Origin of the sequence: Pseudoalteromonas sp. 1_2015MBL_MicDiv (assembly GCF_002407505.1) — a bacterium.
Taxonomy (GTDB): Bacteria; Pseudomonadota; Gammaproteobacteria; order Enterobacterales; family Alteromonadaceae; genus Pseudoalteromonas; species Pseudoalteromonas fuliginea.
This window is the reverse complement of the sequence record NZ_CP012737.1, coordinates 98,292-122,415: the sequence shown is the minus strand read 5'-3', so window position 1 is coordinate 122,415 and position 24,124 is coordinate 98,292. Positions and strand designations below refer to the sequence as shown.

Sequence of the window (24,124 nt, the reverse complement as noted above, 5' to 3'; positions counted from 1 at the left end):
CCTGCTTAGAAAAATTACTTGATCTCGATCACGTTGCGACCTGCAAACACCGCTTATGATTAACCCATCAAAAACGAGGGGAGCAACTTATGAGCGTATTCTTTAGAGACTTTTTTACAGATCCAGTTTTATTTATGTCTTTTGGGTTTTTAACCATCGTTGTTTCTTTGTGTATCTTTTTTGCTTTTTTCTTTTTGAAAAAAATACATGACGCAGAAATTCCCGAACAAAATTAAGCACGACGCACAAAGCGCCCTATCAGTTACTGATTAGGCGCTTTTTATTCTTTTTGATACACTAGCGATTCTTTTTTGCAAAGTGTGTAGTACAAATATGATCCCACAGTTTAAACCCGCATGGTGGATGACAAACCGTCACGTTCAAACCATAATGCCGCGTTTTTTCCGCCCATTTCATAACACTAGCTACGAACTTGAGCAACTTGATACACCCGATGGCGATTTTATCGAACTTGCTTGGTCACTTCCGCATAACGAAACTGCACCTCTTGCTATAGTCCTTCATGGCCTTGAAGGTAATATAAATAGCTTTTACGCTAAAGGCATGATGAAGGCATTAAAAAAGCAAGGTTATGCAGTTGTGCTTATGCACTTTAGAAATTGCTCAACCGAAGTAAATCGCTTGCCTCGCGCATATCATAGTGGTGATACAGCCGACTTAGCTTTTTTTATTAATCATCTAAAGCAACAATATCCAAATAGACCTATGGTTGCCGTTGGCTTTTCGTTAGGCGGTAACGTACTTGCCAAATACTTAGGTGAACAAGCACTAGCATGTCCTTTAAGCGCGGCTGCGGTTGTTTCTGCACCTTATGATTTGTCGTCATCAAGCGATGTAATTCGTAAAAGCCTAGGTAAAATTTATCAAAAGTATTTGCTCGATCGCATGAAAAAGTCGATGCAACGTAAGTTGCCACAAATTAAGCAGCTAATATCTATCACTACCGATCAATTAATGAACATTGACGACCTATTAGAGTTTGATAACCAGCTAACGGCTCCTTTGCACGGCTTTGAAAACGCTCACGATTACTATCGTCAAGCCAGTGCGATGCCATATTTAAAGCATATTGCTGTGCCTACATTAATTATTCATGCAAAAGACGACCCCATGCTCTCAATTAAAGCCGTACCGAGTAGGCAAGACGTAAGTGAGCATGTTACGCTGCGCATCTCTGAAAAAGGAGGGCATGTTGGCTTTATTGCCGGTAAAAATCCGTTTAAGCCTATATTTTGGTTAGAAAAAACCGTACCCAATTACTTTGGGCAATATGTTTTAAATAAAGTGAATAATGAGCAACTATGATCATCCCTTTTGAGCAACTCGATAAAGATACGCTATACAACTTAATAGAAAGCTATGTTTTGCGCGAAGGCACCGACTATGGCGAAATAGAGGCTAGTATTGAATCTAAAGTAAACCAGGTTAAGCTTCAGCTAAAAAATGGCGAAGCCATGGTGTTTTTTTCAGAGCTTCATGAGTCTGTAACCATTATTTCGAAAGGCGAATTTAAAGCGCTGCAAAATGAGGAGCATCAAGCAGAGTCGTTTGATTAGCACTTGTAACTTTTGAATTGAACGTACACAATGGCTTTTTACCCTAAGAGCCAAAACATGATAAAACTCAGCACTCTAGTGGTAGCCATATCACTAGCTTTAACTAGCCAAGCCCAAGCAGAACAAACAATAACAGCATCTGACAAGGCAATTAAACTCGCTAAAGATACCATTTTAATTGATACCCATATCGACGTACCTTATCGAATTCACAAAAGCTGGGTTGATGTAACCAAAGCAACAACTGATGGCGATTTTGACTATCCTCGCGCTATTGAAGGCGGTTTAAACGCCCCATTTATGTCAATTTATATTCCTGCGCATTTAGAGTTTGAAGGTAAAGGAAAAAGCTATCAGCTAGCCAATCAAATGATTGATAGTATGGAAGCCATAGCCCAGCGCGCACCCGATAAGTTTGCTATTGCTAGCTCAAGTACTGATATTGAAGAGCAATTTAAACAAGGCAAGCTTTCTATAGCGATGGGTATGGAAAACGGCTCTCCTATTGAAGGGGATATGAAAAACCTTCAGCACTTTTACGACCGTGGCATTCGCTACATTACGCTAGCGCACTCGCAAAGCAACCATATTTCGGATTCGTCTTACGATATACGCCGTAAATGGAAAGGCTTAAGCCCATTTGGTAAAGAGCTTGTCACTGAAATGAATAATATTGGTATGCTAATCGATGTATCGCATATTTCTGATGATGCGTTTTATCAGGTTATGGAGCTTTCTAAAACACCAGTAATTGCCTCTCATTCATCACTTCGTAAATACACGCCCGGCTTTGAGCGTAATATGAATGACGATATGTTATTAGCGCTGAAAAAAAATGGCGGCGTTATTCAAATCAACTTTGGCTCAAGCTTTGTTACCGCTAAAGCAGGTAGTTGGGGCAAGCAATTAAAAAACACAAAAGAGTCAGCTAAAAAAGAAGGCACTAAGTTAAGTAAAGATTTTGATGCTGCGTACCGCGCTAAAAACCCATACCCATTTGCAAGTCTTGAGCAAGTGCTTGACCATATTGATCACGTAGTTGAGCTAATTGGTATTGATTATGTAGGTATTGGCTCTGATTATGATGGGGTTGGCGATTCATTACCTATCGGTTTAAAAGATGTATCTAGCTACCCTAATCTTGTTCAAGGTTTAATGGATAGAGATTATAGCGATAAAGATATTAAAAAGATTCTTAGCGGTAATTTATTAAGAGTTTTAAAACGAGCGCAAGAGCATGCGAAAAAGCACTAAAGCTTTTTTAATCAAAAGCTAACTCAATACATAAGCGCGGCCCTGCCGTGCTTTTTTATATTTAACCGCATGGTTATCTTCAGCACTATTTTCCCTCAGGTTTCGTAAAACTCAACCCAAGCTATGGCAATAATGCTATACCTAGGAGCTAATCACTTTTCTTCAGGCATTAAAAAAGGCCACCTAAGTGACCTTTTTATAACAATTAACTTTTAAGCTAATTATTACGCTTTGACCGTTGCTACAAAGTACCTACGCCTAAGGTAAGAGCGCCACCTTCATATGACACTTTTCTTCAAGCATTAAAAAAGGCCACCTGAGTGACCTTTTTATAACAATTAACTTTAAAGCTAATTATTACGCTACGATAGTTGCTACAACACCAGCACCTACAGTACGGCCACCTTCACGGATAGCAAAACGAAGACCTTCATCCATCGCGATTGGTGCGATTAGAGTTACTGTCATCTTGATGTTATCACCAGGCATTACCATTTCTACGCCATCTGGTAACTGTACGTCACCAGTTACGTCAGTTGTACGGAAGTAGAACTGTGGACGGTAACCTTTGAAGAATGGAGTATGACGACCACCTTCATCTTTAGAAAGTACGTATACTTCTGAAGTGAATGTAGTATGTGGGTTGATTGAACCAGGCTTAGCTAGTACTTGACCACGTTCAACGTCTTCACGCTTAGTACCACGTAGAAGTGCGCCGATATTTTCGCCAGCACGACCTTCGTCAAGAAGCTTACGGAACATTTCAACACCAGTACAAGTAGAACGAGTTGTATCATTGATACCAACAATTTCTACTTCGTCATTGATGCGGATGATACCAGCTTCAACACGACCAGTTACAACAGTACCACGACCCTGGATTGAGAAAACGTCTTCGATAGGCATGATGAATGGCTTATCGATGTCACGCTCTGGCTCTGGGATGTAAGAGTCAAGTGCGTTTGCAAGCTCAACAATCTTATCTTCCCACTCTTTCTCGCCTTCTAACGCTTTAAGCGCAGAACCAGCGATTAGAGGTAAGTCATCACCTGGGAAATCGTATTCTGAAAGAAGTTCACGAACTTCCATTTCTACTAGTTCAAGTAGCTCTTCGTCATCTACCATGTCACATTTGTTCATGAACACGATGATGTAAGGAACGCCAACTTGACGAGAAAGAAGGATGTGCTCACGTGTTTGTGGCATAGGGCCATCTGTCGCAGCAACTACTAAGATCGCGCCGTCCATTTGAGCAGCACCAGTGATCATGTTTTTAACATAATCGGCGTGACCAGGACAATCTACGTGTGCGTAGTGACGTGAAGGAGTATCGTATTCAACGTGAGACGTTGAAATAGTGATACCACGTTCGCGCTCTTCAGGAGCGTTGTCGATTGATGCGAAATCTTTAGCAACACCGCCGTATACTTTTGCAAGTACGTTAGTGATTGCTGCAGTTAGTGTAGTTTTACCGTGGTCAACGTGGCCGATTGTACCAACGTTTACGTGCGGTTTTACGCGTTCAAACTTTTCTTTTGCCATGACGGAACCTATCAGTTTTGTGTATCTAAATTACATATGAAAATAATCCACCAGAGGTAGATTAAGTTAATTTTTTCAAATAGTATTTTCTGACAGATAAAGGAAGTAATCAAGGAGATTCTTAGGACTGGTGCTGATAGGCAGAGTCGAACTGCCGACCTCACCCTTACCAAGGGTGCGCTCTACCAACTGAGCTATATCAGCAACACAAGAACTGGAGCGGGCAGCGGGAATCGAACCCGCATCATCAGCTTGGAAGGCTGAGGTAATAGCCATTATACGATGCCCGCATAAAAATCTGTTCTTAAACTACCTCTAACCGTCAAGAATAAAGTGGTGGAGGGAGCTGGATTCGAACCAGCGAAGGCTGAGCCGTCAGATTTACAGTCTGATCCCTTTGGCCGCTCGGGAACCCCTCCACGATAATTCTCTACTAATTCACTTCCGGTAAAAGGAAAGTGGTGCCGACTAACCGAGTCGAACGGTTGACCTACTGATTACAAGTCAGTTGCTCTACCAGCTGAGCTAAGTCGGCACTGCTTTAGTACGGGGCGAGATATTAGAGTAAGGTTTATTGGGATGCAACAATAAAATTAAAAAAAGTGTAAATTTTTAGTTTAAATGCTCAATATTCACGCGAAAACACGTTTTTTGAACTTTTTTATGTTGTTTTGTTTAGCTGATGCCAGTAATTTAATCCTTTCATTACGAGTAATGAATCAAAAATACTTCCCTCAAATTGCTGTTGTAAAAGTAAGCCATAGCCACCAGCAAAAATTATTTGTACTTTTTGCCCTGTTTTTTTATCCGTTAAGTGCAACTTAGCTTGCTCAATTGCTCCAATGGTTGCCACTAATGCACCGTTTTTTAAACCATTAGGCGTATTTTTACCCAGTTCATTGGTAAATGGAGTTTTACCGTCATCAAAAACACGTTGAGTATTTTGTGTAAGTGATGAGGTCATTAAATCAAGCCCAGGTAAAATCCAGCCACCTAAATGCAACCCTTCACTATTAAGCACATCAATTGTTGTCGCAGTACCCGCATCAACAACAATGCATGCTGTGTTTGGATATAACGTAAATCCAGCAATAAGCGCAAGCCACCTGTCTATGCCTAAGTTACCCACATGCTCGTAAGCGCATACAAGATCTCCAAGCGTTTTGGTTACCTTGGCTTCAAAACAAATAATATTATTGCTAGCCGCTTGCGCGAGAATATCGTTTAGTAAATCACTGCGCCCTACACATGCATAAATCACGTCGGTTATTTGTAACCAAGGCAGATTATTTATATCTGCCGCTTGTGCCTGCTCGTTATGCCACAACACAGCTTTTAATGATGTATTTCCTACGTCGATCAATAATCTCATAATTGCGCCTTTCTAAGGGAGACTTCTCCACCGTAATAACTTTTTACTTCCCCGTCTTGGCGAATTCGTATTCCACCTTGTGCGTCAATACCTTCACATATTCCACGCCAACTTCGGTGCCCTGTGTTTAGTTCAACATATTCACCAGCAAACGCATTGAGCGAATTCCATTGCTCATACATAGCTTGCAAACCCGTTTGACGATACTGCGCTAAACGCTGCTCCAAATGGTGAGTAAGAGAAGCCACAAGTTGGTTTTTATCAAGCTTTTGAGTATGTTGGTTTAAGTCGGTCCACGCTTGGTCTATATTTTTACTAAAACTTTCTGGCATTTGTAAATTAATACCGATACCAATCACTAACTGACAAGGTCCTTGCGGTTGTCCATCTAATTCAATTAATACACCTGCAAGTTTTTGCTTATTTATATAAATATCGTTAGGCCACTTAAGTTCTACGTCAACTTGGTATAAGGCTTTAATTGCATCATAAACTGCAAGACCTACTGCAATTGATACGCCCATTGCAGCTTGTAAGCCGTCATCTAAACGCCAAAAGTAACTGTAATACAAATTAGCGCCGAATGGGGATTGCCAAACACGGCCGCGTCTACCACGTCCTGCTTGCTGCATTTCAGCAACAATAACAGTGCCAGACTCAAGCGCTGTTTTGGCCTGTATACGCCGCATAAGCTCGCTGTTTGTTGAATCAATAATAGGGTGTACTTCTACATCGGCAGTATTTGCACCTAGCGCTTTGTAGTGCTGATCAATTTGTGTTTTATTTAAAAGGCCCACCTGACTATTCAAACAATAGCCTTTGCCAGTCACTTTAAAAATATCCAAGCCCATTTCTTGTAACGTTTTGATATGTTTACTCACCGCAGCTCGGCTAATTCCTAGCTGTTCACCCAGCGCTTGGCCAGATACAAAAACACCTTGCTTTAAAGCATTTAAAATAGCGAGTTTGTTTCCATCAGGTGCTTTCATTGCTTAGGCTCCGCGTTAATATGGCATTCGCTGCGTGCATCCATTAAACGTACTTCGTGCTCTAACATAATGTTGTAACGCGTATAAACCACTTGCTGAATGTGTTTAATTATTTTTATTAGGTCGCTGCCTTCACTATTTCCGTGATTAACAAGTACTAATGCTTGTTGTTGATGCACTTCAATACCTGCCTCGCGGTGCCCTTTTAAACCACTTTGTTCGATTAGCCAACCTGCTGCGACCTTGTGATGACTTTGTCCATATTCGTAATGAGGTAAATCTGCAAATTGCTTTAATAACTCCGCTAACTGCTGGTTGGTTATTATTGGGTTTTTAAAAAAGCTACCCGCATTGGCAAGTGTATATGGGTTAGGTAATTTGCTATTGCGAGTTTGTATTACTTGATCGAACACAGCCTGCGGCGTAACAACCTTAAGCTGCTGCAAAGGGCCATAACTCAATACTGGTTGCCATTTTTTTGGGAGCGCTAAGTGTACTTGCGTGATCACCGCTTTATTTTTAAGGGCATGTTTAAATATTGAGTCTCTGTAAGCAAATTCACATTGCTCGTTATTTAATGAATGCATAGTGTTAGTGGTTATATCAAAGTACTCTACCAACTCAACAAATTTATCTATTTCAACGCCATAAGCACCAATATTTTGTACCGGCGATGCGCCAACAGTGCCCGGTATAAGTGCTAGATTTTCAAGCCCGGGTATATTTTTCTCTAATAAATAGCTAACTAGTTGATGCCAGTTTTCGCCTGCGGCAATACTTATTAGTGTGTCGTTCTCGCGCTCGGTAATTTTAATACCTTTTAAAGCTATTTTTATAACCGTACCCATGTAGTCATTTAAAAATACGGTATTACTGCCCTCGCCTAGCAAACAAAACGGCGCGCTAAAACTTTGCGTTTTAAGTTGCTCAAGCTGAGTAATTTCAACAAAATTTTGGCATTGGCTGTTTAATGCGAATGTATGTAAGGAGTGTAATGAATGCGCCACAAAGCTCTCTAAAAATACCGGTAACTAATCGCAATAGTTTACCTCATCGTCGCAAATGTGGCACTAGATTGTAAAAATCACTCAACCCGCCGTGTCAATCGTGATATAAAACCTGCACTTTTTTATTTGTGTTCAGAGTAATGATGAAAATTAAACCTCTTTTTTTAAGCCTCGCTATGGCGGGTATGTGTTCGCAAGCAATGGCTAATGCGATTGACCAAAACTCGTATGCTAACCTTGATGATGTTGTTACTACGCATTTAAACCTTGATTTAGATGTCGACTTTACCGACAAGCAGTTAGAAGGTTTTGTAGAGCATACTCTTCAGTGGAACAACAGCAAAAGTAGAACTCTCGTACTTGATACCCGCGACTTAGACATTGATAAAGTAATGTACAAAGATCAAAGCGGTAACTGGAAAAAAGCGACTTTTGATTTAGCTAAGCGAGATGACGTTAAAGGCTCAAAGCTTACTATTGTGTTTAAAAACCAAGCTGAAGTAGTTCGTATTTACTACAACAGTCGTCCAGAAGCTTCAGGCCTGCAATGGTTAACACCAGAGCAAACGGCAAGTAAGACGCATCCATTTATGTACAGCCAATCGCAAGCAATTCATGCACGTAGTTGGATCCCAGTGCAAGATACACCCGCAATGCGTGTAACTTACTCTGCACGAATTCATACACCAAAAGATATACGTGCTGTAATGAGTGCCGATAACAAAGATGCGCTTTATAAAGATGGCGACTACATTTTTGATATGCCACAAGCAATTTCACCTTACCTAATTGCTATTGGCGCAGGTAACTTAGAATTTAAAGCAATGTCGCATCAAACAGGTATATTTGCTGAGCCGACAATTTTAGATGCCTCAGTTGCTGAATTTGACGACACCCAAGCCATGATCGATAAAACAAACGCGATGTACGGCGAATATGCATGGGGTCGCTACGACTTATTAATGCTACCGCCAAGTTTTCCGTTTGGTGGAATGGAAAACCCACGCTTATCATTTATTACTCCAACTGTTGTTGCTGGTGATAAAAGCTTAGTTAACCTTATTGCTCACGAGCTTGCTCATTCTTGGTCAGGTAACTTAGTAACTAACGCAACGTGGGAAGATTTATGGTTAAACGAAGGTTTTACCTCGTACGTTGAAAACCGCATTATGGAAGAAGTATTTGGTCGTGACCGTGCGGTTATGGAACAAGCACTTGATTCAGCGTCTTTACGCGCACAAATTAAAACAATTGATGCACCAGATACACGCCTTAATTTAAAGCTTAATGGCCGCGACCCAGACGATGCGTTTAGCTCAGTGCCTTACACTAAAGGTCAGTTATTTTTAATTTACCTAGAAAACAAATATGGTCGCGATAAGTTTGACCCGTTTGTAAAAGCGTACTTTAAAGAGTTTTCGTTTAAATCACTTACTACCGCGCAATTTGTTACTTACTTAAAAGCTAACTTAATTGAAAAGTATCCTGGTGTTGTAAGCATGGATAAAGTAAACGAATGGATTTTTGAACCTGGATTACCAAGTGATGCGCCAAACCCTACTTCTGATGCATTTGATAAAGTAGATACCGCAACAGCAGCATGGCTAAAAGGCGACACAACTGCAGCTCAACTGCCAACGGCTGATTGGTCTGTGCATGAGTGGCTACACTTTTTAAATAACTTACCACGCGATTTAAGCATAGAGAAAATGAGCGAGCTTGATAGTGAATTTAACCTAACGCAATCAACTAACGCTGAACGTGCGTTTGCTTGGTTTATGCTAGCAGTAGGTAATGGTTATCAACCAATTTATCCTGCGCTTAATAAGCACTTATCAGGTATTGGCCGTCGTAAGTTAATTGTGCCGTTATATAAATCACTTATCACTAACGGTAAAAAAGAGTGGGCACAAAGCGTGTACTTAAAAGCACGCCCTGGGTATCACCCTCTTGCACAAGGTACTATTGACGCATTATTTGAATAAATAGCGTTAACTACAAACTAAAAAGGGCCAAATTTGGCCCTTTTGTTTTGCTATTTTTCTACTTTGTCACTTTTTCTAAAAAAGCTTTACGCTCTGACGTTGTGGCTTGTTGCCACCAAAAATCAAGCATATTCGCTGCGCTTGGCATCCCCTGACTATTAACAGGCCCTAGTGGCTTATTTGATTTTTGAGAAACAACAGCCGAACTTACCATTGGTTTCACTGGCTTTACTTTTTCCATTTGATTATTGGAAATAACAGTTAAGGGTTCAGGCAGTGAGCTGCCTTTGGCTTGTAAACTCACTTCTGGTACTTCTGCAAATAGTTTCGCCGACACGGCGTTATCTGCCCGATTAAACACCAAAGTGTAATTTTTCCCAGCTTCAACGGTAACATCTACCCAAAACGGTTCTGACTCAATCACTTCATGATCGTCAAAGCCTTGTTCATATAAGTCGGTATATTTTAATTTTAGCTGATAAGTACCCGGCGCAAGCTCTAAATCATCAACCCGACTAAATAAAGAGCTTTCTATAACACGCTCTCCCACTTGTAATGGCACAAACTCTTCAGGGAAGTGAATATTTTCTGCCATACTCGATACACTAAATAACAGCACTGCCGCACTGCCCATTAATACTGATTTACGCATATTTACTCCTTTAGTTATTTTCAGTTTGACACTGCTATGAAATTTTGTCATTAGTGAGCCTAAATTTCATAATATTTAATTAGGGACATACCATGAGTCAAAATACAATTTTTACAAAAATAATTAATCGTGAAATTCCAGCAGACATTATTTATGAAGATGATGATACCCTTGCATTTAAAGATATAAATCCTCAAGCCCCATTCCATGTATTAATTATCCCAAAAAAAGCAATTGCCACTATCAATGATATAAATGATGAAAATTCATACTTAATTGGCAATTTATATACCGTAGCAGCAAAGTTAGCTAAACAACATAATTTTGCAGACAACGGCTATCGAGTAGTAATGAACTGTAACGAGCATGGTGGGCAAACTGTATACCATATACACTTGCATATGCTTGCAGGGAGAGAGATGGGCTGGCCTCCGTATCAAGATGTTAAAAAGAGTTTTATTTAAATAATGACTTTTATTGTACTCTTTTAATATACGTTAAGTGCCAAATGTTAATATTTCTCATGTTTAACAAACGAGAAAAAATTACTTATTTGCAACATTTTATGTTTAAATAATCGTAAAATCATACTTATTTTCAAGTGAAATAGCGACTTTCTAATACAAAAGGTGTGGAAGTCGTGATAAACTTAATCAGTCAGCTTTATAAAAGAGTATAAAAATATGAGCAGTTCTGCCTTTTTGTTATTAGATCAAGAGCCAATTAATACTATTGGCATTAACGTTTTAGAACCTTTGTTAAAAACGCAAGGCCTTGACGTAACCACAGGTACAAACATTTTAGATATACCTGAAGGAACTCGATTACTGTTTATTGAAACATCAAGTAAAGATGCATGGGGAAAGCTAAAAGAACAATTAGTAAACCTACGCGTTAAATGCGATATCATATTATTTAACCTAGACGAAAATCCAGAACTAGCTAACCGTGCATTATTAAGCGGTATTCGTGGTGTGTTTTATACGACTGATAACGCCGATGTATTAATGAAAGGTATTCGTTTATTAATGGAAGATCAGCTTTGGTATCGCCGTGACATAATGTGTAACGCATTAAACCGTATGCTGCAGTTTAATAAAGATGCACTTCATAAGCTAACTGAAGGTGATATAGAACAAGTTAAATTAACTAAACGAGAAAAAGCAATTATCTCGTTAATGAGTAATGGTTCTAAAAATAAAGAAATTGCTGAAGAATTAAGTATTAGTCCGCACACTGTAAAAACTCATCTATACAGTGCATTTAGAAAAACTAAATGTCGTAATCGCATTGAGCTATTGTCTTGGGCGCAGCAAAATATACCAGACGAAATTCGTTAAATACGCATTTCGTTTAAATATAAAAACAGACACTTAGGTGTCTGTTTTTATATTTACTACCCACTTGTTAAAACATCACTTCGCTGGAAACTAAATGCTCGACTCTTTCACTCTTTACTTTGCCAGCATAGCCATAGTGGTTGTAATGACCTTGCTTAATTTTTTAACATGGCGAACAAACAAGCAAACTCCGGGTACGCTGCTTTATATTTTTTACCCTATTTTATTACTGGGTTCTGTTATTGGTTTTACCCTTGTTGGTAATACACATAATTTAGTTATTATTAGCATTGCCAGTAGCATGATGTTTGCAGCTTCAATTGTGCATTGCCTATCACTCAGCCAATTTTTAAATTATCACGGTATTGGCTTCAAATTAATCTGCTCATTTACTGCTTTTAGCGCTGTAATGCTCGGTTATTACACCTTTTTTGATCCCTCTTTACACGAACGAGTTATTGCATCTGATATACAACATATAGCTGAAGCTATATTTTTATTATTTATATTTATCAAACATGCCCGTGCGCCCTATCCTAATGGCAGTATTGTATACATTATTATATTGACTCTCGTTGCTTTTAGTTTTATTGGCCGCTCGTTATTTATGGACGATATTGAACAAAGTAATCTATTAATTAATGGCTGGTTTAGCTCACTATTATTTTTAAATGGCGTCATTGCACCCATGTTCTATGCTGCAGGCATGGCCTTATTGTGTAATGAACGCAGAGAGCAACACCTCAATAAACTAGCCGATAAAGCGCAAAAAGACTTAGAAATACGCGGACTATTTCTCTCAACTATTAGCCACGAAATACGCACCCCACTGAATGGCATTTTAGGCAGCGCTCAGCTTGTCATGAACCAAACAAGTGATACTCGTAATAAAGCTTATTGCGAGGCAATTATAAACTCCGCCGAATCACTCAATTTACTCGTAGATAAAGTACTTGATTACGCAAGCCTAGATCAAAGTGATGAAGCACTTTATGAAGAAGATATAGAATTTAAAACATGGCTCAATAATTTATGTCTATTACTGAGCCCACTTGCCGAGCAAAAACATCTTAAATTTGAGCTTGTGTGCAATATTCCAGAGCAAGCTTGTTATTACTGCGACCAACAAAAACTTAGGCAAATTATTATTAACTTAGTGGGTAATGCCATTAAATTTACCGACCACGGTGTTGTGAAAATTCAAGTTGATTTAATTTTAGAGAAACAACTTGAACACACCATAAAAATAAGTGTGAAGGACTCTGGCCCAGGCATAGAAAACGACGAGATAGCTTACTTAACAGAACCTTATGTACAAAGTAGCGCAGGTAAAGAAAAAGGTGGAACCGGCCTAGGTTTAGCCATTACCAGCCGTTTGCTTGAAAAGCTTAGTAGCCGACTCGAAATTGCAAGCCAACTCGGTACAGGCAGTGTATTTAGCTTTATCGTCACTTTTACTTTGGGCGAACTAAGTTTAGTAGAGCAGCGACACCAGACTAAAGATTACCTAACAGGCCTTGATGTATTATTGGTTGAAGATTTAGATTTGAACCAAAAAATTGCTATCGAATTTATGGCCGACGATGAGCACAAAATTAAGCTCGCAAAAGATGGGAAAAGCGCTATTGAGCTTATGCAAAAACATCACTTTGATGTAGTGTTACTTGATATGAACTTACCTGATTTAACAGGCCAAGAAGTACTTAAACGCCTAAAACGCATTGATCATAAAAATCAACGAACTCCCGTGCTCGCTTTTACTGCAAGCCTTAGCCCCGACGAAGTAAAAGAATATTTAGAATTAGGAATAAAAGATATTGTTGGCAAGCCTATTAAACACCAAAAGCTTCGCCAAGCACTTAGCGACTCTCAATCAAATCAAACGGCTAATATTACTGTAGAACTTATTGACACTTTGTACGACGAAACCGCAGCAGAGACACTAACCACTTCGTTTAGTGAAGATGAAGTATCGTCTATTTATAACGAATTTGTACTTTCAGCACGAAATAAACTCATTCGTTGCCAAGAGCTTACTACTCAGCATCCAGAGCAATGTATTAAGCTTTTACATCGCCAGGCAAGCACAGCCTTACAGTTAGGTTTTAATCGTTATGGTATAGCGCTAAAAAAAATAGAGCGCCGCTTACTCGATAAAAAACCACACAACGACATGCTTGATGAAGCGTTAGATCTGTGGCAACAAAGCTTAGAGCAATATTTAAAGTTTGTGCGCGGGCAACTTCTATAGCCTAAGAGAAACAAGGTCTCACAAAAATTGTAGAACATAAATTTATATCTCCTTAGAGCATTCTGCGCTTATCATTAAATCGCTCTAAACTAATGTAAAAGGGTCTGCATCTAAATAGGCAGGAAACGCTGCTTTAAACTCATCCAGTGGTGCTTTTTCAAGTGTTATAGTAACTAGTTGCTCGGTGTCATCTTGCGCTTTAGTTAATGCATCGCCTTTAAAGTCGTATACTGCAGTACCGCCATTGTGCGCCACGCCATTACCGTCGTCACCCACTCGATTAACGCCTACTACGTAACACAGGTTTTCCATTGCGCGCGCCATAAGTAACGTATCCCAAATATGGCGGCGCACAGCTGGCCAATTTGCTACGTTTATCATTACATCGTAGTCGTTATTATTACGTTGAAATACCGGAAAGCGCAGGTCGTAACATACTTGCGGTAATAGTTTAAAACCGTTGATTTCAAAAACTTTACGCGCTTGCCCTGCTACAACGTAATCGCCCTCGCTGCCTAAGCGAAATAAATGGCGTTTATCGTAATAACTCACCTCACCATCGGGTTTTACCCAATAAAACCGATTCGCTTTTTTATCGCCTTGTGCAACAAGTACCGAACCTGCAATAACCGCACTATGTTTATGAGCCTGCGCCTTTAACCACGTCAGTACTTTACCGTTTTCAGGCTCTGCACAATCTAAATTGATAGCAAAGCCAGTCGAGAATGTTTCGGGCAGTAAAATAAGATCGGGCTGATGCGTAATTGCTTCAAGCTGTTTATTAAACATGGCTAAATTAGCATCTTTATCAAGCCAATAAAGCGAGCTTTGCAATGCTGTAATGGTTAAAGTTGACATAATATTTGCGCAGCCTCTATGAGAGTGTTGTCGTTTTTAGCAAAGCATAAACGAATTACTTTGTCGGTTGGTGCCTTTTGATAAAACACACTTAACGGAATAGCCGCAACACCTGCTTGCTCAACTAACCAATGGCAAAAATCAACATCGTTTAAATCCGATACATCACTGTAATCTAACAATAAAAAGTAAGTGCCCTGGCTAGGTAAAATTTTAAAACGGCTGTTACTTAAATGACTCGCTAATAAGTCGCGTTTTTGCTGATAAAACCCGCTTAGCTCATCTATATGCTCACCTTGCTGCTCTAGCATATCGGCAAGCGCATGCTGTGCGGGGGTAAAACTTGAAAACGTAACGTACTGATGAATTTTTCTAAATTCGACAGCTAAATCGGCAGGTGCAATACAGTAACCCATTTTCCAGCCCGTGCTATGAAATGTTTTACCAAAACTCGATATAACAAAGCTTTTGGTAAATAATTCATCATCGCGTAATACACTTAAATGCGGTTGTTCATCAAACGTAATGTGTTCATATACCTCATCGCTTATTACATATAAATTGTGAGTACCAACTAACTTTTTAAGCTGTTTTATATCATGTGGCTGTAATATTTTACCGCTTGGGTTATGAGGCGTATTTATAATAATTGCACGGGTATTTTTAGTAATTGCTTGGCTTACTACTTGCCAATCAATGGTGTAATTTGGCGCACTTAAGGCAATGTGTACCGACTTTCCACCAGCGAGTTTAATTGCCGGTTGGTAAGAGTCATATGCAGGGTCAAATACAATCACTTCATCACTGGGGCGCACAATTGTTTGAATAGCCACAAACAATGCCTCTGTTGCACCCGAAGTAACAGTCACTTGATCAGCTGCGTTTATATCAGCTGTATATTTGCGCTTTGCTAAATCAGCAATTTGTTGCTGTAATCTTGGTACACCACTTGAAGGTGAATATTGATTAACGCCCTGCTGCACATAATAATTTAACTGCGTTTTTAAAAGATCAGGAGCATCAAACTCAGGAAAGCCTTGAGAGAGATTAATTGCCGAAAACTCATTAGCCAATCCGCTCATTTGGCTAAATATACTAACGCCTAAATTTGGTAATTTACTTTCAAACACGAGATGCCCTTAATGATGGTTTTGCGCTTAAAGCGATGCTATCATTGCTTAAAACAGAAGTATAGCCGTCTAAAAACAATTAACTTTACGCTCATTAGTGAGGAATGTATGCAAAACAATACCGCTATTTCACAACTTATTGAAGCCGGAAAATGGGTTAGCCAAAAAGGCTGGGTACCCGCAACAGGCGGAAACTTTTCAGCTCGTACTAGCACTGGCTTTGTTGTTACAGCAAGTGGGCACGATAAAGGCTCACTGACGCAAGCGCATTTTTTGCAATTAGATCACCAAGGCGAGCGCCTAGCAGGAGCTGTAAAACCATCGGCAGAAACACAATTACACCTAAGTTTGTATCAGCTTATACCTGATGCACAGTGTGTTTTACATACTCACTCTGTAGCCGCTACCGTACTGTCGCAAATTACCCAAGAGCATCAGCTTGATTTAACAGGCTATGAAATGCAAAAAGCACTGAGCGGCTTTACTTCGCACTTAGAAACGCTGAGCATTCCTATTTTCGATAACGATCAAGATATTGACCGATTAAGCCTGCTGGTCAGTGACCATCATTTACATACGCCTATAGAGCACGGCGTACTGATACGTGGTCATGGTTTATATGCAGTAGGACGTAATATTGATGAAGTTCGTCGCCACTTAGAAGCCTTAGAGTTTTTATTTAGCTGCGAACTAGAGCGCCTAAAAATAATAGGCATTCAAGCGGGAGTAACTAAATGATTAAAGCCATTTTAACCGATATCGAAGGTACAATAACCCGTATCTCGTTTGTTAAAGAGGTGTTGTTTCCTTACGCAGCAAAACAGTTACCTACCTTTGTACGTGCCAATGCTAATAAGCCCGATGTAGCTGAGCAAATTAGTGCCGTAAAAGCCCTTATCGAAAAGCCAAACGCCGATATAGAAGAAGTCATTAGCGCCTTACTTATCTGGATTGATGAAGATAAAAAAATCACTCCACTTAAGCAGTTACAAGGCTTAATTTGGCAAACAGGGTATGAACACGGCGATTTTAAGGGTCATTTATACCCAGATGCATTTGATTTTTTACAAGCTCAACACAACAACGATATTACTTTGTATGTGTACTCATCTGGTTCGGTAAAAGCGCAGCTGTTGCTTTTTAAATACAGTGATTATGGCGACATTCGCAGCTTTTTTTCTGACTTTTTTGACACCAAAGTTGGCGCAAAGCAAGAACGAACTGCCTATAACACCATTGTTGAACTGTTACCGTTTCAGGCAGAAGAAATACTCTTTTTAAGTGATGTAACCGGTGAGCTTGACGCCGCGCAGGCTGTGGGTTTAAAAACACTACATTTAATTCGTGATGGGCAAGCAAGCACTAAAGCACACCCTTATATTAATGACTTTAGTCAATTTAAATTGGAGCAATTAGTATGAGCCAATTAACGGTGTATGCCGACAACAATGCAAACAAGGCACTTGTGAGCACATCAAATGCTGATGATATTACAAAGCAGCTAGCTAAAGTAAACGTACGTTTTGAACAGTGGCAAGCAAATGCAGATATTAATCAGCACACCACCCATGAGCAAATTATTAGTGCGTACAAAAGCGATATAGATCGGTTAAAAACTGAAAATGGCTATCAAACAGTAGATGTTATATCTCTAGCTAAAGGTAACCCTGGCGCATCAGAGCTGCGCAAAAAATTTTTATTTGAACATACTCATAGTGAAGACGAAGTACGTTTTTTTGTAAAAGGCCAAGGGCTATTTTGCCTGCATTTAGGCAATAAGGTTTATCAGGTACTTTGCCAACAAGGCGATTTAATTTCAGTGCCTGAACTTACCCCGCATTGGTTTGATATGGGAAGCGATCCTGAGTTTACTGCCATTCGCTTATTTAACAATACAGAGGGCTGGGTAGCAAAAAGCACTGACTCGTCTATTGCAGAGCAATTTCCACTATTATCGTAAGTTGGTCATTCAAAACCTTGGTCCACACTAATAAACATAGCGTGGACCAAAAATACCGCGAAGTTACTTAAGCTTTATGAGACCGCCATTTTCTACCTGACTTTGGTTATAAACCCCCGTGTCTAACACCCACCCTGTAACCAGTTTTGCCGGTGTTATATCAAATGCAGGGTTATATACATTGGCATTAGTGGGTGCCCACAAAGCCTCACCAAAGCTACCGCTAACTCCGCGCACTTCTTGAGGATTACGTTGCTCTATTTCTATATCATCACCACACGCGGTGTTGGTATCAAGCGTAGTAATAGGCGCAACTACATAAAATGGAATGTTATGAAAATACGCAAGTACGGCTAAATTATAGGTACCCACTTTATTAGCAAAATCACCATTGGCGGCAATACGATCAGCCCCTACCACTATTTTATCTACCTTACCTGCAGCCATTAAACTTGCCGCCATATTATCGCAAATTAATGTGTAAGGTATTTTCCAGCGCTCAAGCTCAAAGGCCGTTAAGCGACCGCCTTGTAATAATGGTCGTGTTTCATCAACCCACACATGTACGTTGCCATATTTTTGCTGCGCTTTGTAAATAACACCCAGTGCAGTACCAATACCAGCGGTTGCAAGAGCCCCTGTATTACAATGAGTTAATATGTTGTCGCCACTACTTATAAGCTCGGCGCCACGGCTTGCCATTCGTTCACACAGCTCAATATCTTCAATAAACAACCGCTCAGCAGTACTAACAATACCGGCAACATAATCGCTTTGCGTTAAAGCTTTTCGCAATGCCGCCATACAATGCATTAAATTAACCGCCGTTGGACGAGTGGCTTCTAGTTCATTGATTGCTTTTTCAAGCTCACTTTTCACTACCCCTTGCCCAGCTAAATACGCCACTAACAAGCTCGCGCCTAAACCAATAAGTGGAGCTCCACGCACTTTTAAGTTAATGATCAGCTCTTTCATGGTTTCTACATCATGGCACTGATGCCATACCTGCTGGTGAGGTAGTAAATATTGGTCGAGAACACTAAGCGACCCGTTTTCATATTTTAAACTGCTTGCGATTAAATTTTGCATAATGCTTAAGGTATTAAAAATGCGTAACGTTATTTTACACCACTTTGAATAACTCTCAAGTTAGACTTGTAGACATCTAAACATTTAAAGGTATAGAATGCTTAAAAGCTGATTTTTGAGATTAAAACCATGACTAACTATGTTGCTTTTAACGCACAGCGCGCTATCGATTACGTATCGACATTAATTGAATCTAAACAATGTAATTTTTTTGATTCCGGACAAACCTTATCTGCGTATGAGTTTGGTGATGGCAATCTTAATTTAGTGTTTAGAATTACTGATGAGCAAAACAATAGTGTTATTTTAAAGCAAGCTCTGCCTTACGCGCGTTGCGTGGGTGAGTCGTGGCCATTAACACTTGATAGAGCCCGTATAGAAGCACAAGTTTTACTTAACCATGGTGCTATTTGCCCTACTTATACTGCTAATGTTTTACATTATAGTGAAATACAAGCCCTTACTATTTTAGAAGATTTAGGTAATTTACAAATATTGCGTACTGCACAAAATAATGCAGAGCAATTTCCTAAATTGGCACAGCATGTAGCTACCTACTTAAGCCACACCGGCTTTTATAATTCAGATTTTTACTTAACCGCGCAAACTAAAAAAGCGCTCGTTAGCCAATTTACTAATCCTGAGCTTTGCCAAATCACTGAAGACTTATTTTTTAGCGACCCGTACATTGGGCACGAACGCAATAACTACCCAGATCAACTACAAAGCGAAGTTGATGCAATACAAAAAAACAGCGCATTAAAGTTAGAAATAGCAAAATTAAAAGCTAATTTTTTATCTAACCCGCAAACATTACTTCATGGTGATATGCATAGCGGCAGTATTTTTGTTGATTGTAATAATACAAAGATGATCGATCCTGAGTTTGGTTTTTTTGGTCCTGTTGGGTTCGATATTGGCTCTTTTATTGGTAATTTACTTTTAAATTACTGCGCACAATACGGGCATATTGAAGATTTTGTGGCTCGTCGTAATTACCAAACACATTTACTTAGCTGTATCGTAGACACCTATAGTTTATTTGAGCAGCAATGGCTTGAATTAATACGCACTAAAACAACAGATGAATCACTAGCGCCAGTAGGCTATGCGCAATACTTTATGAAAAACGTATTGCAAGATGCTGTTGGTTACTGTGGTGCTGAGCTAATTAGGCGTACTATAGGGCTTGCGCACGTAAGCGATATAGATAGTATTAGTGATGAGAATGCGCGCCTTACAGTGCAAAAACAAACATTAGCACTAGGCGAGCAACTTATTTTAAATGCACAAACATGCAACAACAAAGAAGCATTCTTTAGTTTATTAATAAGCCAATTAAACTAACAAACATTAAAAAGGCGCTATTAGCGCCTTCTAGTTAGTTAAAACTTACTTGTAGTTTTCGTAAATTTTATCAAGCGGTTCCGAAAGCCCACTTTCTTGCACTATACGTACATGCTCACGTTTTAATTCGCGTGCACTAGTCACACCACAAGAATGAGCTATTAGCCCAGCGCCATAATGAATGTATTTATTATAGTTAGCTACTCGCTGCGCTTTATCAGCTACATCTAAGCCGCGTTGCAAACGCTCGTTATGCGTAGTGATCCCGGTTGGACAAGTATCTTTATTACATTGCATTGCTTGAATACAGCCCAGTGCAAACATATGACCACGAGCCGATACAACAAAATCAGCACCGAGCGCCAATGCCCAAGCAACCTTTGAAGGAACAATTAATTTACCAGAAGCGATTATTTTAATACGATCTCGAAGCCCATGTTTTTCAAGCATATTAACTACAAGCGGTAAACTTTCGCGCAGTGGTAAACCCACCGAATCCATAAGCGGTTGCGGTGCTGCGCCCGTACCACCATCAGCACTATCTATGGTAATAAAGTCAGGTGCAGACTCGATACCACGATGATTTATTTCAGCGAACAACGTTTCTAACCATCCGTATGCACCAATAACAGCTTTAAACCCTGTAGGCTTACCTGTCGCGTTACGTACAGTGGCAATCATATCAAGAATATCGGCTGGATTTTTAATTTCAGGGTGACCATTGGGGCTAATCGAATCTTGCCCTTCTGGTATCCCCCTAATTTTAGCTATTTCGGCATTAACTTTGCGCCCTGGAAGCATTCCACCCTTGCCAGGTTTAGCGCCTTGGCTCATTTTTAGTTCGAACATTTTGACTTGTTCGTGAGCCGCTATTTCTTTAAGTTTTTCAGTACTTAAATTACCGTGCTCGTCTCGTGCACCATATTTAGCGGTACCAATTTGAAAAACAATATCAGCCCCACCTTCTAAGTGATAAGGGCTTAATCCCCCTTCACCGGTGTTCATCCAACAACCTGCTAACTTAGCTCCTTTTGATAAAGCACGTACAGCGGGTTTTGATAACGCACCAAAGCTCATACCTGATACATTAAATAGCGAGTTGGTGGTGTAAGGTGTTTTACAGTATGGACCCAAAGTAACATTACTCGGGTCGAGCGCTTCTTCATCTAAAGTAGGAAACGCACAGTTCATAAACATAACTGTACCCGTTACTTCTAAGCTTTGCGTAGAGCCAAATGCCGCAGTACGGTCAACATCTTTTGCAGCACGATAAACCCAGCTTCGTTCAGCTCGATTAAATGGCATTTCTTCTCTATCTTGCGCAAAGAAGTACTGCCTGAAAAACTCCCCTTGGCGCTCAAAAAAATACCGAAAACGCCCTATCACGGGGTAATTTCGCCTTATAGCGTGCTTAGTTTGTGTAATATCGCGAAAATAAAAAACAATTACAGTAAGCACAACGCACCCGAGTAAAACTATAAACATACTTGCAAATATATCGATACTAAACATTATAAAATTGCTCATTTATGACCCTTGGTGATTTTTAAAATAAAACCTAATAAGTACTGACCGCTTTAATGAACTAAATGGCTCATCATAATTACTAACCTGCTTACTTAAAATAAATACAACTACTTACCAACAGAGTACTAACTTACATAGCTATAAAAACAACTCAGTACCCATTTTTAAAAATTATACTTATTTACTTTCCAGCTTAACTGATTCATTTTTTATATACATACGTACTTGTGTTTCTAGCACTGATAAAGGTACTGAACCATGGCGTAATATTTGATGATGGAATTCACGAATATCAAAATTTTTCCCAAGCGCTTGCTCTGCCTCAGCGCGTAAACGTTTAATAGTTAACTCACCAATTTTGTATGACAGTGCCTGTGCTGGCCACGATATATAACGATCGGTTTCCGTTTTAACATTATGCAGCGAAAGCGCGGTGTTTTCGCTCATAAAGTTCATAGCCCGATCTCTACTCCAGCCATACATGTGCATTCCCGTATCAACAACTAAACGTGCTGCTCGCCACATTTCATAAGTTAAGCGACCAAAACGGCTATATGGGTCTTGATAAAAGCCAGCTTCTAAGCCCAAGTATTCAGAGTAAAGCCCCCAACCTTCGCCAAATGCCGAAAGGTAAGCATCACGACGGTAGCTCGGTAGATTTTCAAGCTCGGCATTAAGTGATATTTGTAAATGATGTCCTGGTACTGCTTCGTGCAGAGTCAACGCTTCTAAAACATAGAGAGGGCGCTTATCTAATGCGTAAGTATTCACCCAATAATAACCTGCTTCATCATCTCGATTAGAGCCAGAATAACGGCCTGTTGTGTATTTAGGAGCAATATTGGCTGGTACGGGGGCTACGCCATAAGGTTTACGTGGCAAGGTATGAAATAGCTTAGGCAGCTGTGCATCCATTTTTTTAGCAATATAAGATGCTTCTTTTAAAAGCTGCTCTGGTGTTGTGGCATAAAATTGTGGATCCGTACGTAAAAAGTGAATAAATTCGGCGAATGTGCCTTTAAAACCTACTTCAGCTATTACGTCCTCCATTTCACTGCGAATTCGAGCGACCTCTTTTAATCCAAGTTCATGAATCTCTTTAGGCGTCATGTCGGTAGTAGTGTAATACTTAGCTCTGTTTTTATAAAATGCCTCGCCATTAGGTGTATCTGATATGCCAACGCTTGTGCGTGCACTAGGTCGATACTGCTGCGTAAAAAACACTAAATAATTTTTATAAGACTGTATAACATCTTCTTTTATAATGTTTTTAGCTTTTTGTTGTAGTGCCTTAAATTCACTATCGCTCAAACCAGCAGTATTAGTTAAAAAAGGTTTATAAAACTCAGATGTAGTTATATCGTCAACAATGTAAGCATTAATTGAATCTTCGTAACCCTCTAGCACAGCTTTAGGTTGAGTAAGGCCCGTTTCTATCCCTTTTTTCATCCAATATATGTTTTGTTCAAAAAACCGCGGAACTTGCGCCAAACGTGCAAGGTATGTATCGAAATCTTGCTGATTTTTATATTGAGAGCTATTGATGATGTATGATAATCCAGAGTGAAAACCATACTCTGATGTAAGCGGCATATAATGCGCATTGAATATATACTCATCAACGCTGTTTTGTACTTGTGCTCGAATAATGCTGAAGTTTATTTGATTTTCATCACTTAATTTATCAATGCTGACGGTATCTAAATCGGCAAGTAACTGTGTTTTATTCTTATATTCTTGCGCTAAAAATTCGGGCGATAGATTTGGTAACAAGTAACCTTTAACCCCTTTTGTATTGCTATAAGGATTAATGCTTTGTCTGTAATCAACAATGCTTTTGGCTATCTGCGTAAACTGTTGATCTGCATTTTGCGTTGTTATTTGACATGCACTTAATGAGCATAAAAACATGAAACCAAGTAAAGAATGGCGCATTGGCCGCTGTAAAAAATGATTCATTGCAATTTAACTTGACGATGTAATAGATATCACAAAGCTATCGTAGGCTAAATAAATAGCAAGTAAATGAGACCAATCAACGGTTATAAACCTTACTAAAACTAAGTGTATTTCGAGAGTGAATTATATCAACAGAAGTAAAAACAAGCTTAATTGATGAGAAAAGCAGCTATTGAGTTGTTAAAATGAAAATTTAAGTTCCGTAACTCTTTTTTTACTTTTAAATAACCGCCATAACGATTACTGTAGTAAAAAATAATAAAAGCTCGGATGCATAACCGCCTC

At 39.5% G+C, this 24,124-nt stretch carries 21 protein-coding genes and 4 tRNA genes; 11 read left to right on the top strand and 14 right to left on the bottom strand.

Translation table 11 applies throughout. From position 1 onward, the window contains the following. Positions 1 to 333: 333 nt before the first annotated feature. The 3 genes from AOR04_RS00600 to AOR04_RS00590 are packed head-to-tail and all read left to right on the top strand — an operon-like array spanning position 334 to position 2,831. Positions 334 to 1,326 carry a hydrolase gene (locus tag AOR04_RS00600; protein WP_096792228.1) on the top strand — a complete coding sequence of 331 codons (993 nt, stop codon included), beginning with the start codon at positions 334 to 336 and terminating at the stop codon, positions 1,324 to 1,326. Continuing rightward, positions 1,323 to 1,577: a YheU family protein gene (locus tag AOR04_RS00595; RefSeq protein WP_096792227.1), complete on the top strand. Its 255-nt coding sequence runs from the start codon at positions 1,323 to 1,325 to the stop codon at positions 1,575 to 1,577. The genes AOR04_RS00600 and AOR04_RS00595 overlap by 4 nt, the downstream gene beginning before the upstream one ends. A 57-nt stretch (positions 1,578 to 1,634) precedes the next feature. Then, positions 1,635 to 2,831, top strand: a complete 1,197-nt coding sequence (locus tag AOR04_RS00590; RefSeq protein WP_096792226.1) for a dipeptidase — start codon at positions 1,635 to 1,637, stop codon at positions 2,829 to 2,831. 357 nt (positions 2,832 to 3,188) lie between these two features. On the opposite strand, the gene tuf is transcribed toward AOR04_RS00590, so the two are convergent. The 8 genes from tuf to murB form a co-directional block, all read right to left on the bottom strand. Continuing rightward, complete coding sequence (gene tuf / locus AOR04_RS00585; protein WP_008133488.1) at positions 3,189 to 4,373, bottom strand: elongation factor Tu; 1,185 nt, start codon at positions 4,371 to 4,373, stop codon at positions 3,189 to 3,191. Between the two features lie 128 nt (positions 4,374 to 4,501). Next, a tRNA-Thr gene (locus tag AOR04_RS00580) sits at positions 4,502 to 4,577 on the bottom strand. Positions 4,578 to 4,588: 11 nt separating this feature from the next. Continuing rightward, a tRNA-Gly gene (locus AOR04_RS00575) sits at positions 4,589 to 4,663 on the bottom strand. Positions 4,664 to 4,707: 44 nt separating this feature from the next. Further along, a tRNA-Tyr gene (locus AOR04_RS00570) sits at positions 4,708 to 4,792 on the bottom strand. Positions 4,793 to 4,832: 40 nt separating this feature from the next. After that, positions 4,833 to 4,908: transfer RNA gene (locus AOR04_RS00565), tRNA-Thr, on the bottom strand. A gap of 126 nt (positions 4,909 to 5,034) precedes the next feature. After that, positions 5,035 to 5,745, bottom strand: a complete 711-nt coding sequence (locus AOR04_RS00560; RefSeq protein ID WP_096792225.1) for a type III pantothenate kinase — start codon at positions 5,743 to 5,745, stop codon at positions 5,035 to 5,037. Continuing rightward, positions 5,742 to 6,734, bottom strand: coding sequence for a bifunctional biotin--[acetyl-CoA-carboxylase] ligase/biotin operon repressor BirA (gene birA, locus AOR04_RS00555; RefSeq protein WP_096792224.1), 993 nt, complete (start codon positions 6,732 to 6,734; stop codon positions 5,742 to 5,744). The genes AOR04_RS00560 and birA overlap by 4 nt, the downstream gene beginning before the upstream one ends. After that, a complete protein-coding gene (gene murB / locus AOR04_RS00550) occupies positions 6,731 to 7,741 on the bottom strand; it encodes a UDP-N-acetylmuramate dehydrogenase (RefSeq protein ID WP_096792223.1) in 1,011 nt (336 codons plus the stop codon). The genes birA and murB overlap by 4 nt, the downstream gene beginning before the upstream one ends. A 143-nt stretch (positions 7,742 to 7,884) precedes the next feature. Here murB and AOR04_RS00545 point away from each other — a divergent pair, with 143 nt between their 5' ends. Next, entirely contained in the window at positions 7,885 to 9,726 is a 1,842-nt protein-coding gene (locus AOR04_RS00545) for a M1 family metallopeptidase (RefSeq protein WP_096792222.1), read from the top strand. A 58-nt stretch (positions 9,727 to 9,784) separates the two neighbouring features. Here the strand turns inward: AOR04_RS00545 and AOR04_RS00540 are convergent, their stop codons facing one another. Next, the gene (locus AOR04_RS00540; protein WP_096792221.1) at positions 9,785 to 10,378 is read right to left on the bottom strand and encodes a DUF2057 domain-containing protein; all 594 of its coding nucleotides are present in this window, start codon (positions 10,376 to 10,378) and stop codon (positions 9,785 to 9,787) included. A 92-nt stretch (positions 10,379 to 10,470) separates the two neighbouring features. Here AOR04_RS00540 and AOR04_RS00535 point away from each other — a divergent pair, with 92 nt between their 5' ends. The 3 genes from AOR04_RS00535 (at position 10,471) to AOR04_RS00525 (ending at position 13,969) form a co-directional block, all read left to right on the top strand. Beyond that, on the top strand, positions 10,471 to 10,842 hold the full coding sequence (locus tag AOR04_RS00535) for a histidine triad nucleotide-binding protein (protein ID WP_096792220.1): 372 nt from the start codon (positions 10,471 to 10,473) through the stop codon (positions 10,840 to 10,842). Between the two features lie 219 nt (positions 10,843 to 11,061). Next, complete coding sequence (locus AOR04_RS00530) at positions 11,062 to 11,718, top strand: helix-turn-helix transcriptional regulator (RefSeq protein ID WP_096792219.1); 657 nt, start codon at positions 11,062 to 11,064, stop codon at positions 11,716 to 11,718. A 94-nt stretch (positions 11,719 to 11,812) separates the two neighbouring features. Next, a complete protein-coding gene (locus tag AOR04_RS00525; RefSeq protein WP_096792218.1) occupies positions 11,813 to 13,969 on the top strand; it encodes a response regulator in 2,157 nt (718 codons plus the stop codon). Positions 13,970 to 14,053: 84 nt separating this feature from the next. Here AOR04_RS00525 and AOR04_RS00520 read toward each other — a convergent pair whose 3' ends face one another. Both AOR04_RS00520 and AOR04_RS00515 read right to left on the bottom strand, forming a co-directional pair. After that, on the bottom strand, positions 14,054 to 14,827 hold the full coding sequence (locus AOR04_RS00520; RefSeq protein WP_096792217.1) for an amidohydrolase: 774 nt from the start codon (positions 14,825 to 14,827) through the stop codon (positions 14,054 to 14,056). Next, complete coding sequence (locus AOR04_RS00515; protein ID WP_096792216.1) at positions 14,815 to 15,957, bottom strand: methionine aminotransferase; 1,143 nt, start codon at positions 15,955 to 15,957, stop codon at positions 14,815 to 14,817. Before AOR04_RS00515 ends, AOR04_RS00520 begins: the two co-directional genes overlap by 13 nt. 108 nt (positions 15,958 to 16,065) lie before the next feature. Here AOR04_RS00515 and AOR04_RS00510 point away from each other — a divergent pair, with 108 nt between their 5' ends. From AOR04_RS00510 to AOR04_RS00500, 3 genes are read left to right on the top strand one after another with little or no spacing between them, the layout of a single operon-like run. Then, a complete protein-coding gene (locus AOR04_RS00510) occupies positions 16,066 to 16,695 on the top strand; it encodes a methylthioribulose 1-phosphate dehydratase (RefSeq protein WP_008136552.1) in 630 nt (209 codons plus the stop codon). Continuing rightward, a complete protein-coding gene (gene mtnC / locus AOR04_RS00505; RefSeq protein WP_008136551.1) occupies positions 16,692 to 17,378 on the top strand; it encodes an acireductone synthase in 687 nt (228 codons plus the stop codon). The genes AOR04_RS00510 and mtnC overlap by 4 nt, the downstream gene beginning before the upstream one ends. Beyond that, complete coding sequence (locus AOR04_RS00500; protein WP_008136549.1) at positions 17,375 to 17,917, top strand: 1,2-dihydroxy-3-keto-5-methylthiopentene dioxygenase; 543 nt, start codon at positions 17,375 to 17,377, stop codon at positions 17,915 to 17,917. Before mtnC ends, AOR04_RS00500 begins: the two co-directional genes overlap by 4 nt. Positions 17,918 to 17,980: 63 nt before the next feature. Here AOR04_RS00500 and mtnA read toward each other — a convergent pair whose 3' ends face one another. Continuing rightward, positions 17,981 to 19,006 carry an S-methyl-5-thioribose-1-phosphate isomerase gene (gene mtnA, locus AOR04_RS00495; protein ID WP_096792215.1) on the bottom strand — a complete coding sequence of 342 codons (1,026 nt, stop codon included), beginning with the start codon at positions 19,004 to 19,006 and terminating at the stop codon, positions 17,981 to 17,983. Positions 19,007 to 19,135: 129 nt separating this feature from the next. On the opposite strand from mtnA, the gene mtnK reads away from it, so the two are divergent. After that, the gene (gene mtnK, locus AOR04_RS00490) at positions 19,136 to 20,353 is read left to right on the top strand and encodes an S-methyl-5-thioribose kinase (protein WP_096792214.1); all 1,218 of its coding nucleotides are present in this window, start codon (positions 19,136 to 19,138) and stop codon (positions 20,351 to 20,353) included. 45 nt (positions 20,354 to 20,398) lie between these two features. Here the strand turns inward: mtnK and AOR04_RS00485 are convergent, their stop codons facing one another. Further along, a complete protein-coding gene (locus AOR04_RS00485; protein WP_033023783.1) occupies positions 20,399 to 21,880 on the bottom strand; it encodes an FMN-binding glutamate synthase family protein in 1,482 nt (493 codons plus the stop codon). 177 nt (positions 21,881 to 22,057) lie between these two features. Beyond that, positions 22,058 to 23,839, bottom strand: a complete 1,782-nt coding sequence (locus AOR04_RS00480) for a DUF885 domain-containing protein (RefSeq protein ID WP_096792213.1) — start codon at positions 23,837 to 23,839, stop codon at positions 22,058 to 22,060. Positions 23,840 to 24,124 lie beyond the last annotated feature (285 nt).

Excerpts from the sequence above, each read along its gene's own strand:
- AOR04_RS00600 (WP_096792228.1), top strand. The coding sequence starts at position 334 with ATGATCCCACAGTTTAAACCCGCATGGTGGATGACAAACCGTCACGTT.
- AOR04_RS00595 (WP_096792227.1), top strand. The coding sequence starts at position 1,323 with ATGATCATCCCTTTTGAGCAACTCGATAAAGATACGCTATACAACTTA.
- AOR04_RS00590 (WP_096792226.1), top strand. The coding sequence starts at position 1,635 with ATGATAAAACTCAGCACTCTAGTGGTAGCCATATCACTAGCTTTAACT.
- tuf (WP_008133488.1), bottom strand. The coding sequence starts at position 4,373 with ATGGCAAAAGAAAAGTTTGAACGCGTAAAACCGCACGTAAACGTTGGT.
- AOR04_RS00560 (WP_096792225.1), bottom strand. The coding sequence starts at position 5,745 with ATGAGATTATTGATCGACGTAGGAAATACATCATTAAAAGCTGTGTTG.
- birA (WP_096792224.1), bottom strand. The coding sequence starts at position 6,734 with ATGAAAGCACCTGATGGAAACAAACTCGCTATTTTAAATGCTTTAAAG.
- AOR04_RS00545 (WP_096792222.1), top strand. The coding sequence starts at position 7,885 with ATGAAAATTAAACCTCTTTTTTTAAGCCTCGCTATGGCGGGTATGTGT.
- AOR04_RS00540 (WP_096792221.1), bottom strand. The coding sequence starts at position 10,378 with ATGCGTAAATCAGTATTAATGGGCAGTGCGGCAGTGCTGTTATTTAGT.
- AOR04_RS00535 (WP_096792220.1), top strand. The coding sequence starts at position 10,471 with ATGAGTCAAAATACAATTTTTACAAAAATAATTAATCGTGAAATTCCA.
- AOR04_RS00530 (WP_096792219.1), top strand. The coding sequence starts at position 11,062 with ATGAGCAGTTCTGCCTTTTTGTTATTAGATCAAGAGCCAATTAATACT.
- AOR04_RS00525 (WP_096792218.1), top strand. The coding sequence starts at position 11,813 with ATGCTCGACTCTTTCACTCTTTACTTTGCCAGCATAGCCATAGTGGTT.
- AOR04_RS00520 (WP_096792217.1), bottom strand. The coding sequence starts at position 14,827 with ATGTCAACTTTAACCATTACAGCATTGCAAAGCTCGCTTTATTGGCTT.
- AOR04_RS00510 (WP_008136552.1), top strand. The coding sequence starts at position 16,066 with ATGCAAAACAATACCGCTATTTCACAACTTATTGAAGCCGGAAAATGG.
- mtnC (WP_008136551.1), top strand. The coding sequence starts at position 16,692 with ATGATTAAAGCCATTTTAACCGATATCGAAGGTACAATAACCCGTATC.
- AOR04_RS00500 (WP_008136549.1), top strand. The coding sequence starts at position 17,375 with ATGAGCCAATTAACGGTGTATGCCGACAACAATGCAAACAAGGCACTT.
- mtnA (WP_096792215.1), bottom strand. The coding sequence starts at position 19,006 with ATGCAAAATTTAATCGCAAGCAGTTTAAAATATGAAAACGGGTCGCTT.
- mtnK (WP_096792214.1), top strand. The coding sequence starts at position 19,136 with ATGACTAACTATGTTGCTTTTAACGCACAGCGCGCTATCGATTACGTA.
- AOR04_RS00485 (WP_033023783.1), bottom strand. The coding sequence starts at position 21,880 with ATGAGCAATTTTATAATGTTTAGTATCGATATATTTGCAAGTATGTTT.
- AOR04_RS00480 (WP_096792213.1), bottom strand. The coding sequence starts at position 23,839 with ATGAATCATTTTTTACAGCGGCCAATGCGCCATTCTTTACTTGGTTTC.